Below are 16,175 nucleotides of genomic sequence, written 5' to 3'. Positions count from 1 at the left end.
GTTTCCCCAAAGCCGCTATCGGCGGCAGGTTGGAGCGGCAGGGGCGGTCCTGTCCACCCGAGGCCATTCTCCGCCTTGCGGCCCCCTCCATTCCGGTGGGATAGCAATTCACGAAATCCCGGCCGGACACCCCACACCCCATGAGCATCCACGCCGCGCTCACCCATCGCACCAGCTACAGCTATGACCGCCTGGTCGGCATGTCGCCGCAACTCATCCGGCTGCGGCCGGCGCCGCATTGCCGCACGCCGATCCTGTCCTATTCCCTGGACATCTCGCCGAAGCCGCATTTCCTCAACTGGGTGCAGGACCCGCAGGGCAATTTCATCGCCCGCGTGGTGTTCCCCGAACGCGTCCGCGAATTCGTCGTTACGGTGGATCTGCTGGCCGACATGGCCACGATCAACCCCTTCGACTTCTTCGTGGAGCCGGAGGCGGAGAGCTTCCCCTTCACCTACGACCCGGTGCTCGCCCAGGAACTCGCCCCGTTCCGCCGCGTCTCGGCGCCCGGGCCGCTGCTGGAAGCCTATCTGAAGGACATCCCGCGCGAGGCACCGAGCACGGTGAACTACGTGGTGGACCTCAATCAGAAGCTGTCCACCGAGATCGGCTACATCGTGCGGATGGAACCCGGCGTCTGGACGCCGGAAGAAGTGCTGTCGAATCGCAAGGGGTCCTGCCGCGACTCGGGCTGGCTGCTGGTGCAGATCCTGCGTCACCTCGGCTTCGCCGCGCGCTTCGTCTCCGGCTACCTGATCCAGCTCGTTCCGGATGTGAAATCCGTCACCGGCCCGGTCGGTACCTCGGTCGATTTCACCGACCTGCATGCCTGGTGCGAGGTCTATGTGCCCGGTGCCGGCTGGATCGGCCTCGACCCCACCTCCGGCCTGCTGGCCGGCGAGGGCCATATCCCGCTGGCCGCGACGCCGGAGCCGGCCTCGGCGGCCGCCATCACCGGCGGGGTGGATGAGGCGGAGACGGAGTTCGGCTTCCACATGGAAGTCCGCCGCGTGGCGCAATCGCCGCGCGTGACCAAGCCCTACACGGGGGAAGACTGGGCGCGGATCATGGCGCTGGGCACCACCGTGGACCAGGCGCTCACCGCCGGCGATGTGCGCCTGACCGTGGGCGGCGAGCCGACCTTCGTGGCAGAGGGCGACCGCGATGCGGCGGAGTGGAACACGGATGCGCTGGGGCCGACCAAGCGCAAGCTGGCTGGCCGACTGCTGCGCCGTCTGCAGCCGATCTGGGCGCCCGGTGCGGCGCTGACCTACGCGCAGGGCAAATGGTACCCCGGCGAACCGCTGCCGCGCTGGGGCCTGCATTGCCATTGGCGCGCGGATGGGGAGCCGGTCTGGACCGACCCCAGCCTGCTCGCCTCGGATGACGATATCGGCGATGCAACGCCCGCCGATGCCGCCGGCTTCGCCGCCGCGCTTGCCACCCGGCTCGGCCTGGATGCGTCGCTGCTGATGCCGGCGCGGGAGGATGTCCACTACTACCTGTGGAAGGAAAAGATGCTCCCGGCCAATGTCGTGGCCGAGGATGCCACGCTGAAGGACCCCCTGGAACGCGCCCGCCTGGCGCGGCTGTTCGGCCAGGGGCTGGCGGCGGAGATCGGCTCCGTCCTGCCGCTGCGCCGTGCCGGGGTGGGGGCGGACCGTGCCTGGGAATCCGGCAGATGGTCCTTCCGCGACGGCGAATTGCTGCTGGTGCCGGGCGACAGCCCGATGGGGTTCCGCCTGCCGCTGGACAGCCTGCCCTGGGCCGCCGAGGACAGCATCGAGGCCGAGCCGGAGCCCGACCCCTTCGCCCGGCGCGAGCCTTTGCAGCCGCGCCGCGAAGGCCCCGCGCGCGGCCGCGTGGTGGAACAGCCGGTGCCCGAGCCGGGCAAGGAGGAGCCAGGCGTGGTCCGCACCGCGCTCTGTGTCGAACCGCGCGGCGGCATGATCCACATCTTCCTGCCGCCGCTCGCCGTGGTGCAGGACTGGCTCGACCTGGTCGCCGCCATCGAGGCCACGGCGCGGGAGACTGGCCGGAAGGTGTTCCTGGAGGGCTATCTGCCACCGCAGGACCCGCGCGTGCTGAACTTCTCCGTCACCCCCGATCCGGGCGTGATCGAGGTGAACATCCACCCCTCCGCCAGCTGGGCCGAGACCAGCGCGCGGACCGAGACGCTGTATGAGGAAGCCCGCCAGATCGGGCTGGCGGCGGAAAAATTCATGCTGGATGGCCGCCATGTCGGCACCGGCGGCGGCAACCACATGGTGATGGGCGCGGCGACGCCGACGGACAGTCCCTTTCTGCGGCGGCCGGACCTGCTGAAGTCGCTGGTCGGCTTCTGGCACAACCACCCCTCGCTCTCCTACCTGTTCAGCGGGCTGTTCATCGGCCCGACCAGCCAGCATCCGCGGGTGGATGAGGCGCGCGGCGATGCGGTGCACGAGCTGGAAACCGCCCTGGCGCAGGTGCCCCCGATGGGCACCGACGTCCCGCCCTGGCTGACCGACCGCATCTTCCGGAATCTGCTGGTGGACATGACGGGCAACACCCACCGCACCGAATTCTGCATCGACAAGATGTATGATCCGGGTCGTGCCGGCGGGCGCCTCGGCCTGGTGGAGTTCCGCGGCTTCGAGATGCAGCCGCATTGGCAGATGTCGCTCGCCCAGCAATTGCTGCTGCGCGCCTTGGTCGCGGGCTTCTGGCAGCGCCCCTATGAGCGCCGCCTGATCAAATGGGGCACCCGCCTGCATGATGATTTCATGCTGCACCACCACGCCCACCAGGATTTCGGCGAGGTGATCGAGGAGGTGCAGGCGCTCGGCTTCCCCGTCCAGGCCGAGTGGTTCGAGCCGCATTTCGAGTTCCGCTTCCCGAAGGTCGGCCACATCGCCGTCCGTGGCATGGAGCTGGAACTGCGGAACGCGCTGGAGCCCTGGCATGTGCTGGGCGAGGAAACCGCCGCCGGCGGCACCACCCGCTATGTGGACAGCAGCGTGGAACGCCTCCAGGCGCGCGTCACGGGCTGGGTGGAGGAACGCTTCACCCTCGCCTGCAACGGCGCCGCGGTGCCGCTGACGCCGACGGGCACGGAAGGCGAATACGTCGCCGGCATCCGCTTCAAGGCCTGGAACCCGCCATCCGCCCTGCACCCGACGGTGCGCGCCCAGGCGCCGCTGACCTTCGATGTGTGGGATAGCTGGACCGGCCGCAGCCTGGCCGGCTGCCAGCACCATGTGGCGCATCCGGGCGGCCGCAACTACCAGAGCTTTCCGGTCAATGCGAATGAGGCCGAAGCGCGCCGCCGTGCATTGTTCTTCCCGTTTGGCCATACGCCGGGCGCCATGCCGGCGCCGCGCGTGCTAAACTCCCGTGCAACTCCCCGAACCCTGGATCTGAGGCGCAACACCTGACCGACGCACCCGCCCACGCGGACCACGCCCCACCGCAACTGGATGAGATGGTGGACGGCCGCGGCCAGGTGCGGCCGCATTGGCGTGGGCTGCTCGGCGCCTTCTCCTCGCTCGGCTATGCCGCGGTGGCCGAACGCGGCCGCCGCCTCGATCGCGCCTTCGAGGAGGAGGGGGTGGCCACGGTGCTGGCCGACTCCGCCAGCCGCACCCGCCGCCCCTGGCGTTGCGACCCGGTGCCGATGATCCTGTCCGCGGCGGAATTCGCCAGTCTCGAATCCGGCCTGGCACAGCGCGCCCGGCTGATGGCGGCGATGCTGGAGGATCTCTACGGCCCGCAACGCCTGCTCTCCGAGGGCGCGTTGCCGGCGACGCTGGTCTTCGGCAACCCGCATTTCCTGCGCCCCTGCCGGGCGCCCGCCACCGTGCCCTTCCCGCGCCTGGCCTTCTACGGCGCGGACCTGCTGCGCGGGCCGGATGGCGCCTGGCGGGTGCTGGCGGACCGCACTGGCGGCGCCAATGGCGTGGGCTTCGCGGCCGAGAACCGCAACCTGCTGGCCCGCGTGCTGCCGGAGGCGTTTCGCGCCGTGCAGGTCCGCAGCCTGCGGCCCTTCTTCGATGGCTGGATCGATGCGCTGCAGGCCCTGGCGCCGCCCGGCGTGGACAATCCGCGCCTCGCCTTGCTGACGCCCGGTGCCAAGCAGGAGACCTGGCTGGAGCATCTGTTCCTGTCGCGCCAACTGGGCCTGGAACTGGTCGAGACCGGCGATCTGACGGTGCGCGACGGCGAGGTGTTCCTGAAGACCCTGCGCGGTCTGAAGCGCGTCGATGTCATCCTGCGCCGCATCAAGGGCGAATTGTCGGACCCGCTGGAATTCGATGCCGGCACTGGCGTGCCCGGGCTGATGCGGGTGCTGCGCGATGGCGCCGTGCGGCTGGTGAATGCGCCCGGTTCCATGCTGGCCGAAATGCCCGGCGCCGCACCGTATCTGCCCGCCTGCGCCCGCCTGCTGCTGGATGAAGACCTGGCGCTGGCGGGGCTGGAGACACTGTGGATGGGCGACCCGGCGGCGCGGGATGTGGTGCAGGCCGCGCCCGAGGCCTGGCGCCTGCGATCCGCCTTCGAACAGGGGCAGGAGCCGCCGCTGGGTGCGCTGGAGGCCTTCTCCGAGCGTGGCACCGCCGCCCCCTGGATGTTCGCCGCCACCCGCCCCATGCCGCCCTCCGCCGCGCCGCAACTGGCCGGCGAGGCGCTGGAGCCTGCCCCGGTGGTGCTGCGGATGTTTCTGATGCGCGACGCCGCCGGCCAATGGCACGCCATGCCGGGCGGCATGGCGCATGTGCTGGAGGGCAGCGGCGCCATCGCCGGCCCGCCGGCGCGGCGCGGTTCCGCCAAGGATGTCTGGGTGATGGCGGAGGATACGCAGGACATCGTCGGCCCCGCCGCCCCGCGCGCGGCGGTGCTGACCATCCAGCGCGCTTCCGGCGATCTGCCGAGCCGGGTGGCGGATGACCTGTATTGGCTAGGCCGCTATGTGGAGCGGCTGGACGGCGCGGCGCGGCTGATGCGCGCCCTGCTGTCCCGCCTGCTGCGCGGCGCCGCGATGCCGCGGGAGGTGGCGGAGATCAGGACGCTTGCCCGCTGCCTGCACGCCGCCGGGCTGATCGACGCCGAGGCCGCTGCCAGCCCGGCCGATGGCGCCGCCCTGCCGCGCGCGCTGCGCGCCGCCGCCGGGCCGGGCGGTGCGCTGCTCGGCCTGCTGGAGGCGGTTGAGCGGCCGCAGGTGGCGGTGCGGGACCGGCTGACGCATGACATGTGGGCCGCCTTCGCGCATCTCATCCATGAAGGGCGCGCGCGGCTGCTGGCCGGTGTCGGCGGGCTCGATGCCCTGGCCCCGGCGGCCACCGCCATCATCCGATTCTGCACCGCGCTGTCCGGCATCGCGGCGGAGAACATGGTGCGCGGCGGCGCCTGGATGTTCTTCGACCTCGGCCGGCGCATCGAGCGTGCGACGGCCACCGCGCGCAACCTGGCGCATGCGCTGGATCAGCCACCGCTGCGGCTGGAGGCCGGGCTGCGGCTGGCGCTCGAATTGTGCGACAGCGCGCTGACCTACCGCGCCCGCTACCTGGCCGCGGTGCAGGCGGCGCCGGTGCTGGACCTGGTGCTGGCCGATCCCGGCAACCCGCGCGCGCTGGGCTTCCAGCTTGCCGCGGTGAAGGAAAGGCTGGCGGAGATCGCGGGGGCGGAGGATCTGCTGGCCGCCACCGCCGCCTCACTCGCCGCGCGGCCGCAGGCGCTGGTGGATGCGGTGCTGGTGGCCACCGACCGGGATGTGGCCACGGCCGCGCTGCCGGCCGATCTCCACGCGTTGGAGGCGGAGACGGCGGCCCTGTCGGATGCGGTGGCGCGGCGCTATGTCAGCCACGTCCGCACCCATTCGCTGGGCGAAGATGAGAGCGGGGCGCCGGAGTAGATGACCCGCTACACCCTTTGGCACCGCACCGCCTATCGCTATGGCCGTTCGGTGGACCTCGCCTCCCACCTTCTGCACCTGTCGCCGCGGAAGCTGCCGGGGCAGGTGGTGCGGGCCGCCGAGATCGAAGTGCTGCCGGAGGGCGGGCACCGCAAGGATGGCCAGGACCATTTCGGCAATGGCGTCACCTGGCTGTTCATCGGCACCACGCATGACGCCTTCGAGGTGACGCTGAAGGCGACGGTCGAGGTGGATTTCGCGCCCCCACCCCCGGCCGGGGACACGCTGCCCTGGGAACAGGTGCGCGATGCCGCGCGCAGCCCGGAAGGTTGGGACGCCGCCGAATTCACCCTGCCCAGCCACCACGCTCCGGCCGAGCGCGCCGCCGGCCTCTATGCCGCCGAATCCTTCCCGCCCGGCCGTCCGATCATGGCCGGCGTGCGGGAGTTGTGCGCCCGCATCCGGCGGGATTTTGCCTTCAAGGCGGGCGTCACCAGCATCTCCACCCCCGTCTCCCGGGTGCTGGAGCTGCGCGCCGGGGTCTGCCAGGATTTCGCGCATCTGATGATCGCAGGGCTGCGCGCACTGGGCCTGCCGGCGCGCTATTGCTCCGGCTATGTCCGCACCCGGCCGCCGCCCGGGCAGGCGCGGCGCCAGGGGGCGGATCAAAGCCATGCCTGGGTTGGCTGCTGGCTCGGCCCGCGGCATGGCTGGGTGGACCTCGACCCGACCAACGACCTGGTGGTCTCGGACGAGCATCTGCTGCTTGGTTGGGGGCGGGATTTCTCCGATGTCAGCCCGGTGACCGGCATCCTGCTCGGCGGCGGGCGGCAGAAGCTGACGGTGGGCGTCGATCTCATCGCGGAATAGCGCCGCGTGTCATGATTCCGACCCTGGACGCGCCACACCCTCCGGCGGCAGCCTCAGCCAAACGCCGAGGACCACCACCCGTGACCATCACCTTCGCCAGCTACAACATCCAGTACGGCAAGGGCCAGGACGGCCTGTACGACCTGGAGCGCATCGCGCGGGAGGTCGAGACGGCCGATGTGATCGCCATGCAGGAAGTCGCCACCGGCTTCGCGCGCAACGATTTCATCGATCAGGCCGCCTGGTTCGCCGCGCGGCTGAACCGGCACATGGTGTTCGGCGCCACCTATGATGTCGATGCCAGCTTCACCGATGATGCGGGCCGCGTGGTGAACCGGCGGCGGCGCTTCGGCAATGCGGTGTTCTCCCGCTTCCCGATCCGTTCCACCCGCACCCTGCCGCTGCCCTTCCTGCCGCCGGCGGATCAGCAGGATGTGCAGCGCTGCGCGGTGGAGGCGGTGATCGACCTGCCCGGCGGGCCGATCCGCATCTATTCCATCCATCTGTCGCATCTGGCGCCGGTCACCCGCATCCCGCAGATCGAGGCGCTGAAGGCGATGGTCGCCAGCGCGCCGCGGGATGGCATGGCCTGGGCCAATGGCCGCGACGATGACTGGACCGAGGGCTGGGCCGAGCCGGCGCCGCCCGAGCCCTGCATCCTGTTCGGCGATTTCAACCTGCGCCCGGACGGCCCGGAATACCCGATGCTGGTGGGCGATGCGACGCATCGGCCGGGTCGCGTCGCGGTGCGCGGGCAATTCGCCGATTCCTGGGTGCTGGCGGGCCATGCCGAGATGTCCGGCCACACCATGGCGCAGTGGAAGGGGCAGGAAGGTGCGCGGATCGACTACGCGCTGCTGCACCCCGCCTTGGTGCCCGCCTTCCGCGCCGCGCGTATCGGCACCGAGGCCGAGGGCAGCGACCACCTGCCGATCTTCCTCGATCTCGATCTGGGTTGAGACATCCGTAACCGGGCGTAGGGAGCCGGCGAAGCTGGGTGCATCCATCAAGCGGAGCGCCCGCCATGCTGACCCTCTCTCCCGGCACCGATCGCGTGCTGAAATGGCTGGCCTGGCCGGCGGCGATCTGGATTGCCTATGAGCTGACCTGGTACCAGCAGTTCAAGCTGACGGGCCACGAAGGCTCGGTCTATCTGTTCACCATCATCTCCGACTGGCTCGGCACGCCGGGCGGGGAGAAGCCGTTCCGGCTGTTCGTCGCCATCCTCGAGATCTTCTGCGCCGTCCTTGTGCTGATCCCGCGCACGCGGATGGTGGGCGCGGCGCTGTCGCTCGGCACGATGACGGGCGCCATCTTCTTCCACACGGTCAGCCCGCTCGGCATCGATCCCTATGGCGATGGCGGCGGGCTGTTCAAGGAAGCGGTCTTCACCTGGGTCATGGCGGCCTTCGTGCTGTTCGCGCATCGCGCCGAGGCCTTCGCGCTGCTCTCCGCGCTGCGCGCGCGCCTTTTGCCGCAGGCGGCCTGAGCCGTGGCGCCCGCCGCGCTGAAGCGCCCGCCGCGCGATGTCCGGCTGGATGTCCTGCGCGGCTGGTTGCAGGTCTCCATTTTCATCGCCCATGCCTACGGCGCGATCTACTTCTGGGGCATCCATGCGAGCTGGGGTGTCTCCGACAGTTCGGAGCAGTTCGTGCTGCTGTCGGGCCTCGCGCTCGGCTCCGTCTTCACGCTGAAGCGGGCGCGGGATGGGTTTGGCGCGGCGCTGCGCGACCTGGGCGGGCGCATCCGCAAGCTGTATTTGACGCATCTGCTGGTCTTCGCGCTGTTCGCCGCCATGGTGTTCTGGATGCGGATGACGGCGCCGGTGCCGCCCGAGGCCGCGGGCTGGGGCTGGCTGGCGGAGGACCCGCTGCGCGCCATCGGCGGCACGCTGGTGCTGCTGTACCAGCCCGCCTTCATGGATATCCTGCCGCTGTTCGTGTTCTGCATGCTGCTGCTGGCGCCCTTCCTGTGGTTGCAGGAACGGCTGGGCGACTGGGCGCTGCTGTTTCCCCTTGGCCTGTATGCCACGACGCAAATTCTTGGCCTGACCCTGCCCGGGCTGGGCGGCACCGAGATCGGCTTCAATCCCTTCGCCTGGCAGGTGCTGTTCCTGCTGGGCGCCTGGTGCGGGCGACGCGCGCTGCTCGGCGCGGCGCCGCTGCCGCGCCATCCGGTGCTGCTGGCGCTGGCGGCTTCGGTGGTGGTGATGGGGCTGTGGGTGAAGCTCGGCCATTACGGCTGGACCATCCCGGCGCCGGAGCTGCTGGAGGGCGCGGCGGAGAAGCCCATTCTCGGCCCGCTGCGGCTGGCGCATGCGCTGGCGCTGGCCTGGCTGGTGGCGGTGCTGGTGCCGCGTGATGCGCCCTGGATGCATGGCGCGGTGCCGCAGGTTCTGGCGCTGATCGGCCAGCACAGCCTGCATGTGTTCTGCCTCGGCCTGTTCCTGTCCTGGGGCGTGGCGACGGCGCTGGCGCTGCATCCTGCCGGCGCCTGGTGGCTGGAACTGGCGCTGATGCCGGCGGGGGCGGCGGCGCTGGCCGGCTTCGCCGCGGTGCTGGACCGGCGGCGGCTGGCGGGGCGAAGGGTGGTGCGCGCCTAGGCCAGCAGCGGCTCCGCCGGGTCGAAGATATCGCCGGTGCCGCCATCGGTTAGGCCGAGATCGGTGAGGTGCGGACCGGCATTGCAGGCGAGCGAAATGCCGGTGATGCCACGGAAGAGGCGGTAGGGCGGCAGCCAGTCGCACACCCGGTCCGCCGCCTCGCGCAGCGCTGCGAAGTTGCGCGCGGTGGTGCCGGGTGGTGTTTCTGCCAGCAGGCCTGCGATGGGCAGCGGCAGCAGCGCCGTCACCACGCCACCCTCCGCCACCGCCATGCCGCCACCGGCCGCGATCACCGCATTGGCGGCAGCCGCCATGTTCTCCGCCGTGTCGCCAAGTACCAGCAGATTGTGGCTGTCATGCGCGATGGTGGTGGCGATGGCGCCGCGCAGCGCGCCCCAGCCATCGGTCAGGCAGGTTTGCGGCACCGCGGGCGCGCGGCCGTGGCGGTGGATGATGGTCAGCACCGCATGGCCCGGCGGCACCGCGGCCACGCCATACAGCACCGCGACCTCGGCTTCGCCCCATTCGGTGAAGCGCGAGCCGACGATGCGGCGCAGCTTGGCGCGGCCATTCCGCACGCCTTTCACATGCAGCCGGAAGGCATCCGGTGATTGCGGCGGCAGCTTCATCGTATCCATCGGCGCATCGGTGCGGCGCGCAGGCGGCGCTACCAGTGCACCATTGCGCGCGACCACCGCGCCATCGAACAGCACGCGGTCCACCGCAACGGTGGTGAGGTCCGAAAGAACGACAATATCCGCCCGCCGCCCCGGCGCCACCAGCCCGAGATCGTCGCGCTTCAGCCGCATCGCCGCATGCAGCGTCGCCAGCCGGATCGCGCTGATCGGCGACAAGCCGCGGGCGATCACCCGGGCGATGGTGTCGCGCAGCCCGCCCTTGGCGACCAGCTCATCCGGGAAAACGTCGTCGGTCGCCAGCACCAGGTTCACCGGCAGCAGCGGCAGCGTGGCGAGGGCGGCGACGGCGCCGGGCAGCACCTGGTCGTGGCTGCCGCGCAGCTCCACCGTCAGCCCCGCGCGCAGTTTCTGCAGGAAATCCCCGGCAGCGGTGATCTCATGGTCGGAGGTGACGCCGGCCGTGACATAGGCCTGGAGGTCCGCATCCAGCAGCCCGCGCGCATGGCCATTCACATTCTTGCCCGACGCCATCCCGGCGCCGACGATGCCCGTCATATGCGCCGTGCCGCGCAGCACGCCGGGCATGTCCATCACCTCCGCCACGCCGACCACTTCGGGCCAGGACAGCATCTCTGCCATCTCGGCCGCACCAATCTCGGCGCCCGCCCGTTCCAGCCCCGGCGCGGATGGCACGCAGGACGGCGCCGCCACCAACGTCCGCAGCGGCAAGCCGCGGGAGGCCTCCACCGCCCAGCGTACCCCCGGCACGCCGAGCACATTGGCCAACTCGTGCGGGTCCCAGACGCAGGTGGTGGTGCCGGCGGGGACCACCACGGCGGCGTAATCCGCCGGCGCCATCAGACTGCTTTCGTAATGCAGATGGCTGTCGATGAAGCCGGGCGCGAGGTAGCGCCCCGCCACATCCTCCACCGCAGCCGCATCCTCCCGGGTTCCGGGCGGATGCACGGAAGCGATCAGCGGGCCGACGATCCCGACATCCGCGGCGCGCAATTCGCCGGTCGCCACATCCACCACCATGCCGCCCACCAGCAGCAGGTCGAAGGGCGCCGAGCCGCGTGCGGCCTGGACCGCGCGGGCGCGGAGCGCGGGATCGACGGGCTGGTTCACCGTGCGGCGCGCCCGGCGCTGAAGGCCAGCGTCATCTCATCCGTCCGCGCCTCATAGGTGAAGCCGCGGCGCATCGCCCAGGTGTTGACCGGGAAGAACAGCGGGATCAGCGCCGTCTGGTCCACCAGCGCCATCCGCGTCGCCTGCTGCGTCAGGGTGCGGCGCTGGTCGTCGTCGATGGTGGTGCGGGCGCGCTGGATGATGGCGTCGATCTCCGCATTGGAAAACCGCCCGCGATTGGCGGTGCCGAGGCCGAGCGTGGTGTTCCAGCTATGGATCTGCGTCTCCAGCATCCCGAGCAGTTCCGGGTTGGGCGAGAAGCCGGCGAGGTTCACCGAATAGCGCAGCTGCGCCGCCTCGCTCAGCCACATCGACCGTGTCTTGGTCTCCACCGTGGTGGCGAGGCCAAGCCTGGTCCACATCTGCGCGATGGCCTGCACCACCTGCTCGTCATTGATGTAGCGGTCATTCGGACCGTTGATCTGCACCGCGAAGCCATCCGGGAAGCCGGCCTCCGCCAGCAGGCGCTTGGCCTGGTCCAGGTCGAATGGCGTCGGCCGCAGATCGGGGGAGGTGCCGAAATAGCCGGGCGGGCCGAGATCCCCCGCCGCCAGCGCCTGGCCCTGCATGATGCGGGAGACGATGGCATCGCGGTTGATGGCGAGCGACAGGGCGCGGCGCACGCGCGGGTCGCGCAGCGGGTTGGCGATGCGCGCGCCGTCGCGGCCGCGGATGAAGGGGCTGTCCTCCCGGTCGCTGTCTAGCGTCAGGAAGATCAGGCGGTTGGAGGGGCTTTCGGCGGTGGCGTAGCGCGCGGTCTCCGCCTTGAAGCGGGCGAAATGGTCGGGCGGCACGATCTCGATCATGTCCACATCGCCCGCCTGCAACGCGGCGACGCGGGCGCCGGTATTGGCGATGGGGCGGAATTCCACCCGTTGGAAGGCCGGCGCGGCGCCTGCGAAGGCCGGGTTGCGCTCCATCACCACGGGGCTGCCGGGCTGCCAGGAGACGTGGCGGAACGGCCCGGTGCCGATCATGGCGCGGCCAGCATTGAAGTCCGCCGTGGAAGCGCCCTCGCCATGCTTCTTCGAGACGATCATCACCAGCGCCAGGAAGTTCGGCAGCAGCGGGGTCGGCTGGTTGGTGCGGATGCGGATGGTGCTCGCATCCACCGCCTCCACCGCCGCGATCGGTCGCGTCGCGTAGCGGAAGGAGGAGGGCGAGTTCGGCACGTCGCCGGCGCGGGCGATGGTGAAGGCGATATCCTCCGCCGTTACCGGCGATCCGTCATGGAAGCGGGCGGCGGGGTCGAGCTTCACCTCCCAGACCAGCTCCTCCACCGCGCGCAGCGACAGCGCGATGGCCGGGCGCAGATTCTGCGTCGCATCCTGTTCCATCAGCGGCTGGAAGACGTGCCGGGCGAAGGCGATGTTGGTGATCAGGCTGGCGAAATGCGGATCGAGGCTGGTCGGCCCCGCCTCCACGCCGATGCGGATGTTTTCCTGGGCTGCCACCGGGCCGGCGAGGAGGGCCGTGCCGAGCAAAGCGGCGCGAAGCGTGCGGATCATGCGGCGTGGTCCTTGATGGTCGTCAGACACAGGTCATGCGGGGCGGTCCCTGCCTCCGGCACCCAGCCGGCGGGGGAGGGACGGAAGATGGGCGTGGCGAAGGCGGCGCGGACCGGGATGGCGGCGGGCCAGGCGGCCTGCCAGCGATCGCCCTGCACCATGGCGACCAGCAGCCCCACCGGGGTGATGCCCGCGGCCGCCAGCAATTCCAGCCCGGCGAGGGCGGAGGTGCCGGTGGAGATCACATCATCCACCAGCAGCACCCGCCGACCTGCCAGCCGGTCCAGGATACGCGGATCGAGCCAGAGCCGGCGCGGGGTGGGGGAGGTGATGGACCGCACCGGCACGGAAAGCCGTTCCTCGTACCACCGCTTGCGCGACCAGCCGGGCGCCACCCAGTTCGTGTGGCCGAGCGATTCCGCCACCAGCGGGGCAAAGACCTGGCCCAGGCTCGGCATCCCCACCACCATGTCGGGCTGCAGGGGCCGGGCCGCTTCGGTCATCCAATGGGCGAGGCGCCGGATCACGGCGAAGCTGGCCTGGTTGGCGATCAGCCCGGCCACGGCGAAGTCGGAAAAATCGCGCAGCGGCAAATCCAGCACCGCGCCATCCGGCAGCGGCGCGGGGAAGGTCTCGCGGAACGGCGCGCGCGCGGCCGGCGGCGCGCCGAAATGCTGCCAATACGCCATCCGGGTTCCATTGGGTTGCGCGGCGCAAACTGCCATGTTGCGGCGCTTCACCGCAACCGTCCGGCAGGAGCGTCGGGATGAGCGTGCTGTTGTTCCGGGCTCAGGCCCACAACAATGCCTGGGCGAACCACCGCCTGCTGGCCGCCTGCGCCCGGCTGGACCCGGCGGAATGGGCCGCTTCGCGTGCCGGCTTCTTCCCCAGCCTGGTAGCGACGCTGAACCATATTCTCATCGTCGACTGGTTCTATGTCGATGCGCTGGAGGGCGGCTGGCTCGGCCCGGCCGCATGGGCGAACCGCGTGCCGCACCCCGACCTGCCCGGCCTGCGCGCGGCGCAGTTGGCGGTCGACCGGCGGCTGATCGCCCATTGCGAGGCGCTGGATGAGGCCGCGCTGGCCGGCATCGTCCGGGTGAACCGCGGCACGCGGGTGCAGGAGGAACGGCGCGACCGGCTGCTGCTGCACCTGTTCCAGCACCAGATCCACCATCGCGGCCAGGCGCATGCCATGCTGTCCGGCACTTCCGCCGCGCCGCCGCAGCTCGATGAGTTCTACCCGGCGGAGGAAGCGCCGCTGCGCGCTGCCGAATTCGCCGAGCTCGGCTTCACCGAGGACGCGATCTGGGGCGCGCCAGATGCTAAGCCCCACCCCGCCACCGCCTGAGGCCCCCGCATGCCCAGCCCCGCCGATTTCGCCACCGCACTGGCCGCCATGACCGATTGGCGTCAGGATTTCCATCGCCATCCGGAACTTGGTTTCGAGGAACACCGCACCGCCGCCCGCGTCGCCGCCTTGCTGCGCGGCTGGGGCATCCAGGTGACGGAGGGGCTCGCCGGTACCGGCGTGGTCGGCACCATCCAGGGCCGCATGCAGGGCCGCCTGGGCAACCGCGCCATCGCGCTGCGCGCCGACATGGACGCGCTGGCGATGACGGAAGCCACCGGCCTGCCCTATGCCAGCCAAGCCCCCTGCCGGATGCATGCCTGCGGCCATGATGGCCACACGGCGATGCTGCTGGGCGCCGCCGAATGGCTGGCCGCGCATCGGGACCGCTTCGCCGGCACCGTGCATCTGGTGTTCCAGCCGGCCGAGGAATCGCTCGGCGGCGCGCGGGTGATGGCGGAGGAAGGCCTGTTCGAGCGCTTCCCCGTGGATGCCATCTACGGCCTGCACAACCTGCCCGGCCTGCCACTGGGCACCATTGCCGTCCCCAAAGGCCCGGTGCTGGCGAGCTCCGACACCTGGGAAGTCACCTTCACCGGCATCGGCACGCATGGCGCCAAGCCGCATCTCGGGCGTGATGCGACGCTGGCGGCGGCGGCCTTCATCCTCGGCCTCCAGGCCATTGCGGCGCGGGAGGTGGACCCGCTCGGCACCGCCGTGGTCAGCGTCGGCCACATGGCCGCCGGCGATGCCGCTTCGCCCAATGTCATCCCGCACAGCGTCTTCCTGCGCGGCACGGCGCGCGCGCTGGAGGAGCCGGTGCGGACGCATCTGGAAACCCGCATCGCGGAGATCGCCCAGGCCGTCGCGCTGCAGCACCGGGTGCAGGCCGCGCCGCGCTACATTCGTCGCCTCGGCCCCACGGTGAACCACGCGGCGCAGGCCGCGGTGATGGTGGCGGCCGCCACCGGCACGGCGCTGGCGGTGCGGGACGACCATCCGCCGATCACGGCTGGCGAGGATTTCTCCGAATTCCTGGCCCGCATCCCCGGCGCCTATGCCTGGCTCGGCACCGGAGAACCCGCACATCCCGAGGGTTTCCACCACAACGTCCATTTCGACTTCCCCGACGCCGCCCTGCCGCATGGCGCCGCCTTCTGGTGCAGCCTGGTGGAGCGCGAACTGGCATGAGCCGCACCACGATCATCGATTGCGACCCGGGCACGGATGACGCCATCGCGCTGTGGCTGGCGCTGGCCTCGGCGGAGCTGGATGTGCGGCTGGTGACGGTGGCGGGCGGCAATGTCGGCCTCGCCTCCACCACCGCCAATGCGCGCGCCATCGTCGCACTGGCGGGGCGGGACATCCCGGTGGTGGCCGGCGCCGAGCGGTCGCTGATGGCGCCGTTCCGCTTCGAGACGGCGGTGCATGGCCAGGACGGGCTGGCCGGTGTGCGGTTGCCGGATGGCCCGCCGCTGGCCCCCGGCATTGCGCCGGATGCGATCCGTGACCTGCTGCGCGCGGCGCCCGCGGCCTCCGTCACCCTCATCGGCCTCGGCCCCGTCACCAATCTGGCACTGGCCTTCGCGACGGAGCCGGCGCTGGTGGACCGGGTGGCGGAGATCGTGCTGATGTCCGGCGCCTGGTCCGAGGGCAACATCACCCCCGCCGCCGAGTTCAACGCCTGGAACGACCCGGAGGCGCTGGCGATCCTGCTCGGCCTCGGCTGTCGCCTGACCATGGCGACGCTGGACCTGACCGCGCAGGCCTTCGTCACCCCGGCCGTGGTGACGGCGCTGGAGGCACGGGAAGGCGGCGCCTGCTGGCGCGCGGCGACCGCCATCCTGCGCGCCCTGCCGCCCTCCCGCCGCATGGGTTTCCGGGGTTTTCCCCTGCATGATCCCTGCGCCGTGGCCTGGCTGCTGGCGCCCGGCCTGTTCGGCGCGCGGGAGGCGCAGGCGGAGGTCGATTGCGGCCCCGGCCCCGGACGCGGCCGCACCGTGATCGATCGCTGGCAGCGGCTCGGCCGCCCGCCGAACCTGAACCTGCTGGAGACGCTGGACGCGCCCGGCTTCTTCGACCTGCTGGCGGCGCGCATCGCCCCATTGCGCTGAGACCGCCTTCAGGA

12 protein-coding genes are annotated in these 16,175 nt (G+C 71.0%); 9 read left to right on the top strand and 3 right to left on the bottom strand.

All coding sequences use genetic code 11. The features are described from left to right. Positions 1 to 140 precede the first annotated feature (140 nt). The 6 genes from Q8S40_RS02425 (at position 141) to Q8S40_RS02400 (ending at position 9,362) form a co-directional block, all read left to right on the top strand. Complete coding sequence (locus Q8S40_RS02425; protein WP_305669161.1) at positions 141 to 3,416, top strand: DUF2126 domain-containing protein; 3,276 nt, start codon at positions 141 to 143, stop codon at positions 3,414 to 3,416. Between the two features lie 47 nt (positions 3,417 to 3,463). After that, positions 3,464 to 5,890: a circularly permuted type 2 ATP-grasp protein gene (locus Q8S40_RS02420; RefSeq protein ID WP_305669160.1), complete on the top strand. Its 2,427-nt coding sequence runs from the start codon at positions 3,464 to 3,466 to the stop codon at positions 5,888 to 5,890. Further along, entirely contained in the window at positions 5,891 to 6,760 is an 870-nt protein-coding gene (locus Q8S40_RS02415; RefSeq protein WP_304813982.1) for a transglutaminase family protein, read from the top strand. A gap of 80 nt (positions 6,761 to 6,840) precedes the next feature. After that, complete coding sequence (locus tag Q8S40_RS02410; RefSeq protein ID WP_305669159.1) at positions 6,841 to 7,719, top strand: endonuclease/exonuclease/phosphatase family protein; 879 nt, start codon at positions 6,841 to 6,843, stop codon at positions 7,717 to 7,719. Between the two features lie 65 nt (positions 7,720 to 7,784). Continuing rightward, positions 7,785 to 8,249, top strand: coding sequence for a DoxX family protein (locus Q8S40_RS02405; RefSeq protein WP_305669158.1), 465 nt, complete (start codon positions 7,785 to 7,787; stop codon positions 8,247 to 8,249). 3 nt (positions 8,250 to 8,252) lie between these two features. Then, positions 8,253 to 9,362 carry an OpgC family protein gene (locus tag Q8S40_RS02400; RefSeq protein ID WP_305669157.1) on the top strand — a complete coding sequence of 370 codons (1,110 nt, stop codon included), beginning with the start codon at positions 8,253 to 8,255 and terminating at the stop codon, positions 9,360 to 9,362. Here the strand turns inward: Q8S40_RS02400 and Q8S40_RS02395 are convergent. The 3 genes from Q8S40_RS02395 to Q8S40_RS02385 are packed head-to-tail and all read right to left on the bottom strand — an operon-like array spanning position 9,359 to position 13,385. Further along, a complete protein-coding gene (locus tag Q8S40_RS02395) occupies positions 9,359 to 11,128 on the bottom strand; it encodes an adenine deaminase (RefSeq protein WP_305669156.1) in 1,770 nt (589 codons plus the stop codon). The genes Q8S40_RS02400 and Q8S40_RS02395 overlap by 4 nt on opposite strands. Continuing rightward, complete coding sequence (locus tag Q8S40_RS02390; protein ID WP_305669155.1) at positions 11,125 to 12,696, bottom strand: ABC transporter substrate-binding protein; 1,572 nt, start codon at positions 12,694 to 12,696, stop codon at positions 11,125 to 11,127. Before Q8S40_RS02390 ends, Q8S40_RS02395 begins: the two co-directional genes overlap by 4 nt. Further along, positions 12,693 to 13,385 carry a phosphoribosyltransferase gene (locus tag Q8S40_RS02385; RefSeq protein ID WP_305669154.1) on the bottom strand — a complete coding sequence of 231 codons (693 nt, stop codon included), beginning with the start codon at positions 13,383 to 13,385 and terminating at the stop codon, positions 12,693 to 12,695. Before Q8S40_RS02385 ends, Q8S40_RS02390 begins: the two co-directional genes overlap by 4 nt. A 77-nt stretch (positions 13,386 to 13,462) precedes the next feature. Here Q8S40_RS02385 and Q8S40_RS02380 point away from each other — a divergent pair, with 77 nt between their 5' ends. The 3 genes from Q8S40_RS02380 to Q8S40_RS02370 are packed head-to-tail and all read left to right on the top strand — an operon-like array spanning position 13,463 to position 16,161. Further along, positions 13,463 to 14,047 carry a DinB family protein gene (locus tag Q8S40_RS02380; protein ID WP_305669153.1) on the top strand — a complete coding sequence of 195 codons (585 nt, stop codon included), beginning with the start codon at positions 13,463 to 13,465 and terminating at the stop codon, positions 14,045 to 14,047. A gap of 9 nt (positions 14,048 to 14,056) precedes the next feature. Further along, positions 14,057 to 15,238, top strand: a complete 1,182-nt coding sequence (locus tag Q8S40_RS02375; protein ID WP_305669152.1) for an amidohydrolase — start codon at positions 14,057 to 14,059, stop codon at positions 15,236 to 15,238. Continuing rightward, positions 15,235 to 16,161 (top strand): nucleoside hydrolase, encoded by a 927-nt coding sequence (locus Q8S40_RS02370; RefSeq protein WP_305669151.1) that lies wholly within the window; start codon positions 15,235 to 15,237, stop codon positions 16,159 to 16,161. Before Q8S40_RS02375 ends, Q8S40_RS02370 begins: the two co-directional genes overlap by 4 nt. Positions 16,162 to 16,175: the final 14 nt, after the last annotated feature.

It is taken from the genome of Falsiroseomonas sp. (genome assembly GCF_030695085.1).
Lineage (GTDB): Bacteria > Pseudomonadota > Alphaproteobacteria > Acetobacterales > Acetobacteraceae > Falsiroseomonas.
Note: the sequence above shows the minus strand (reverse complement) of the source record. Positions and strands in the feature narration are given on the sequence as shown.

Coding starts and splice junctions, on each gene's coding strand:
- Q8S40_RS02425 (WP_305669161.1), top strand. CDS start 141: ATGAGCATCCACGCCGCGCTCACCCATCGCACCAGCTACAGCTATGAC.
- Q8S40_RS02420 (WP_305669160.1), top strand. CDS start 3,464: ATGGTGGACGGCCGCGGCCAGGTGCGGCCGCATTGGCGTGGGCTGCTC.
- Q8S40_RS02415 (WP_304813982.1), top strand. CDS start 5,891: ATGACCCGCTACACCCTTTGGCACCGCACCGCCTATCGCTATGGCCGT.
- Q8S40_RS02405 (WP_305669158.1), top strand. CDS start 7,785: ATGCTGACCCTCTCTCCCGGCACCGATCGCGTGCTGAAATGGCTGGCC.
- Q8S40_RS02390 (WP_305669155.1), bottom strand. CDS start 12,696: ATGATCCGCACGCTTCGCGCCGCTTTGCTCGGCACGGCCCTCCTCGCC.
- Q8S40_RS02385 (WP_305669154.1), bottom strand. CDS start 13,385: ATGGCGTATTGGCAGCATTTCGGCGCGCCGCCGGCCGCGCGCGCGCCG.
- Q8S40_RS02380 (WP_305669153.1), top strand. CDS start 13,463: ATGAGCGTGCTGTTGTTCCGGGCTCAGGCCCACAACAATGCCTGGGCG.
- Q8S40_RS02375 (WP_305669152.1), top strand. CDS start 14,057: ATGCCCAGCCCCGCCGATTTCGCCACCGCACTGGCCGCCATGACCGAT.
- Q8S40_RS02370 (WP_305669151.1), top strand. CDS start 15,235: ATGAGCCGCACCACGATCATCGATTGCGACCCGGGCACGGATGACGCC.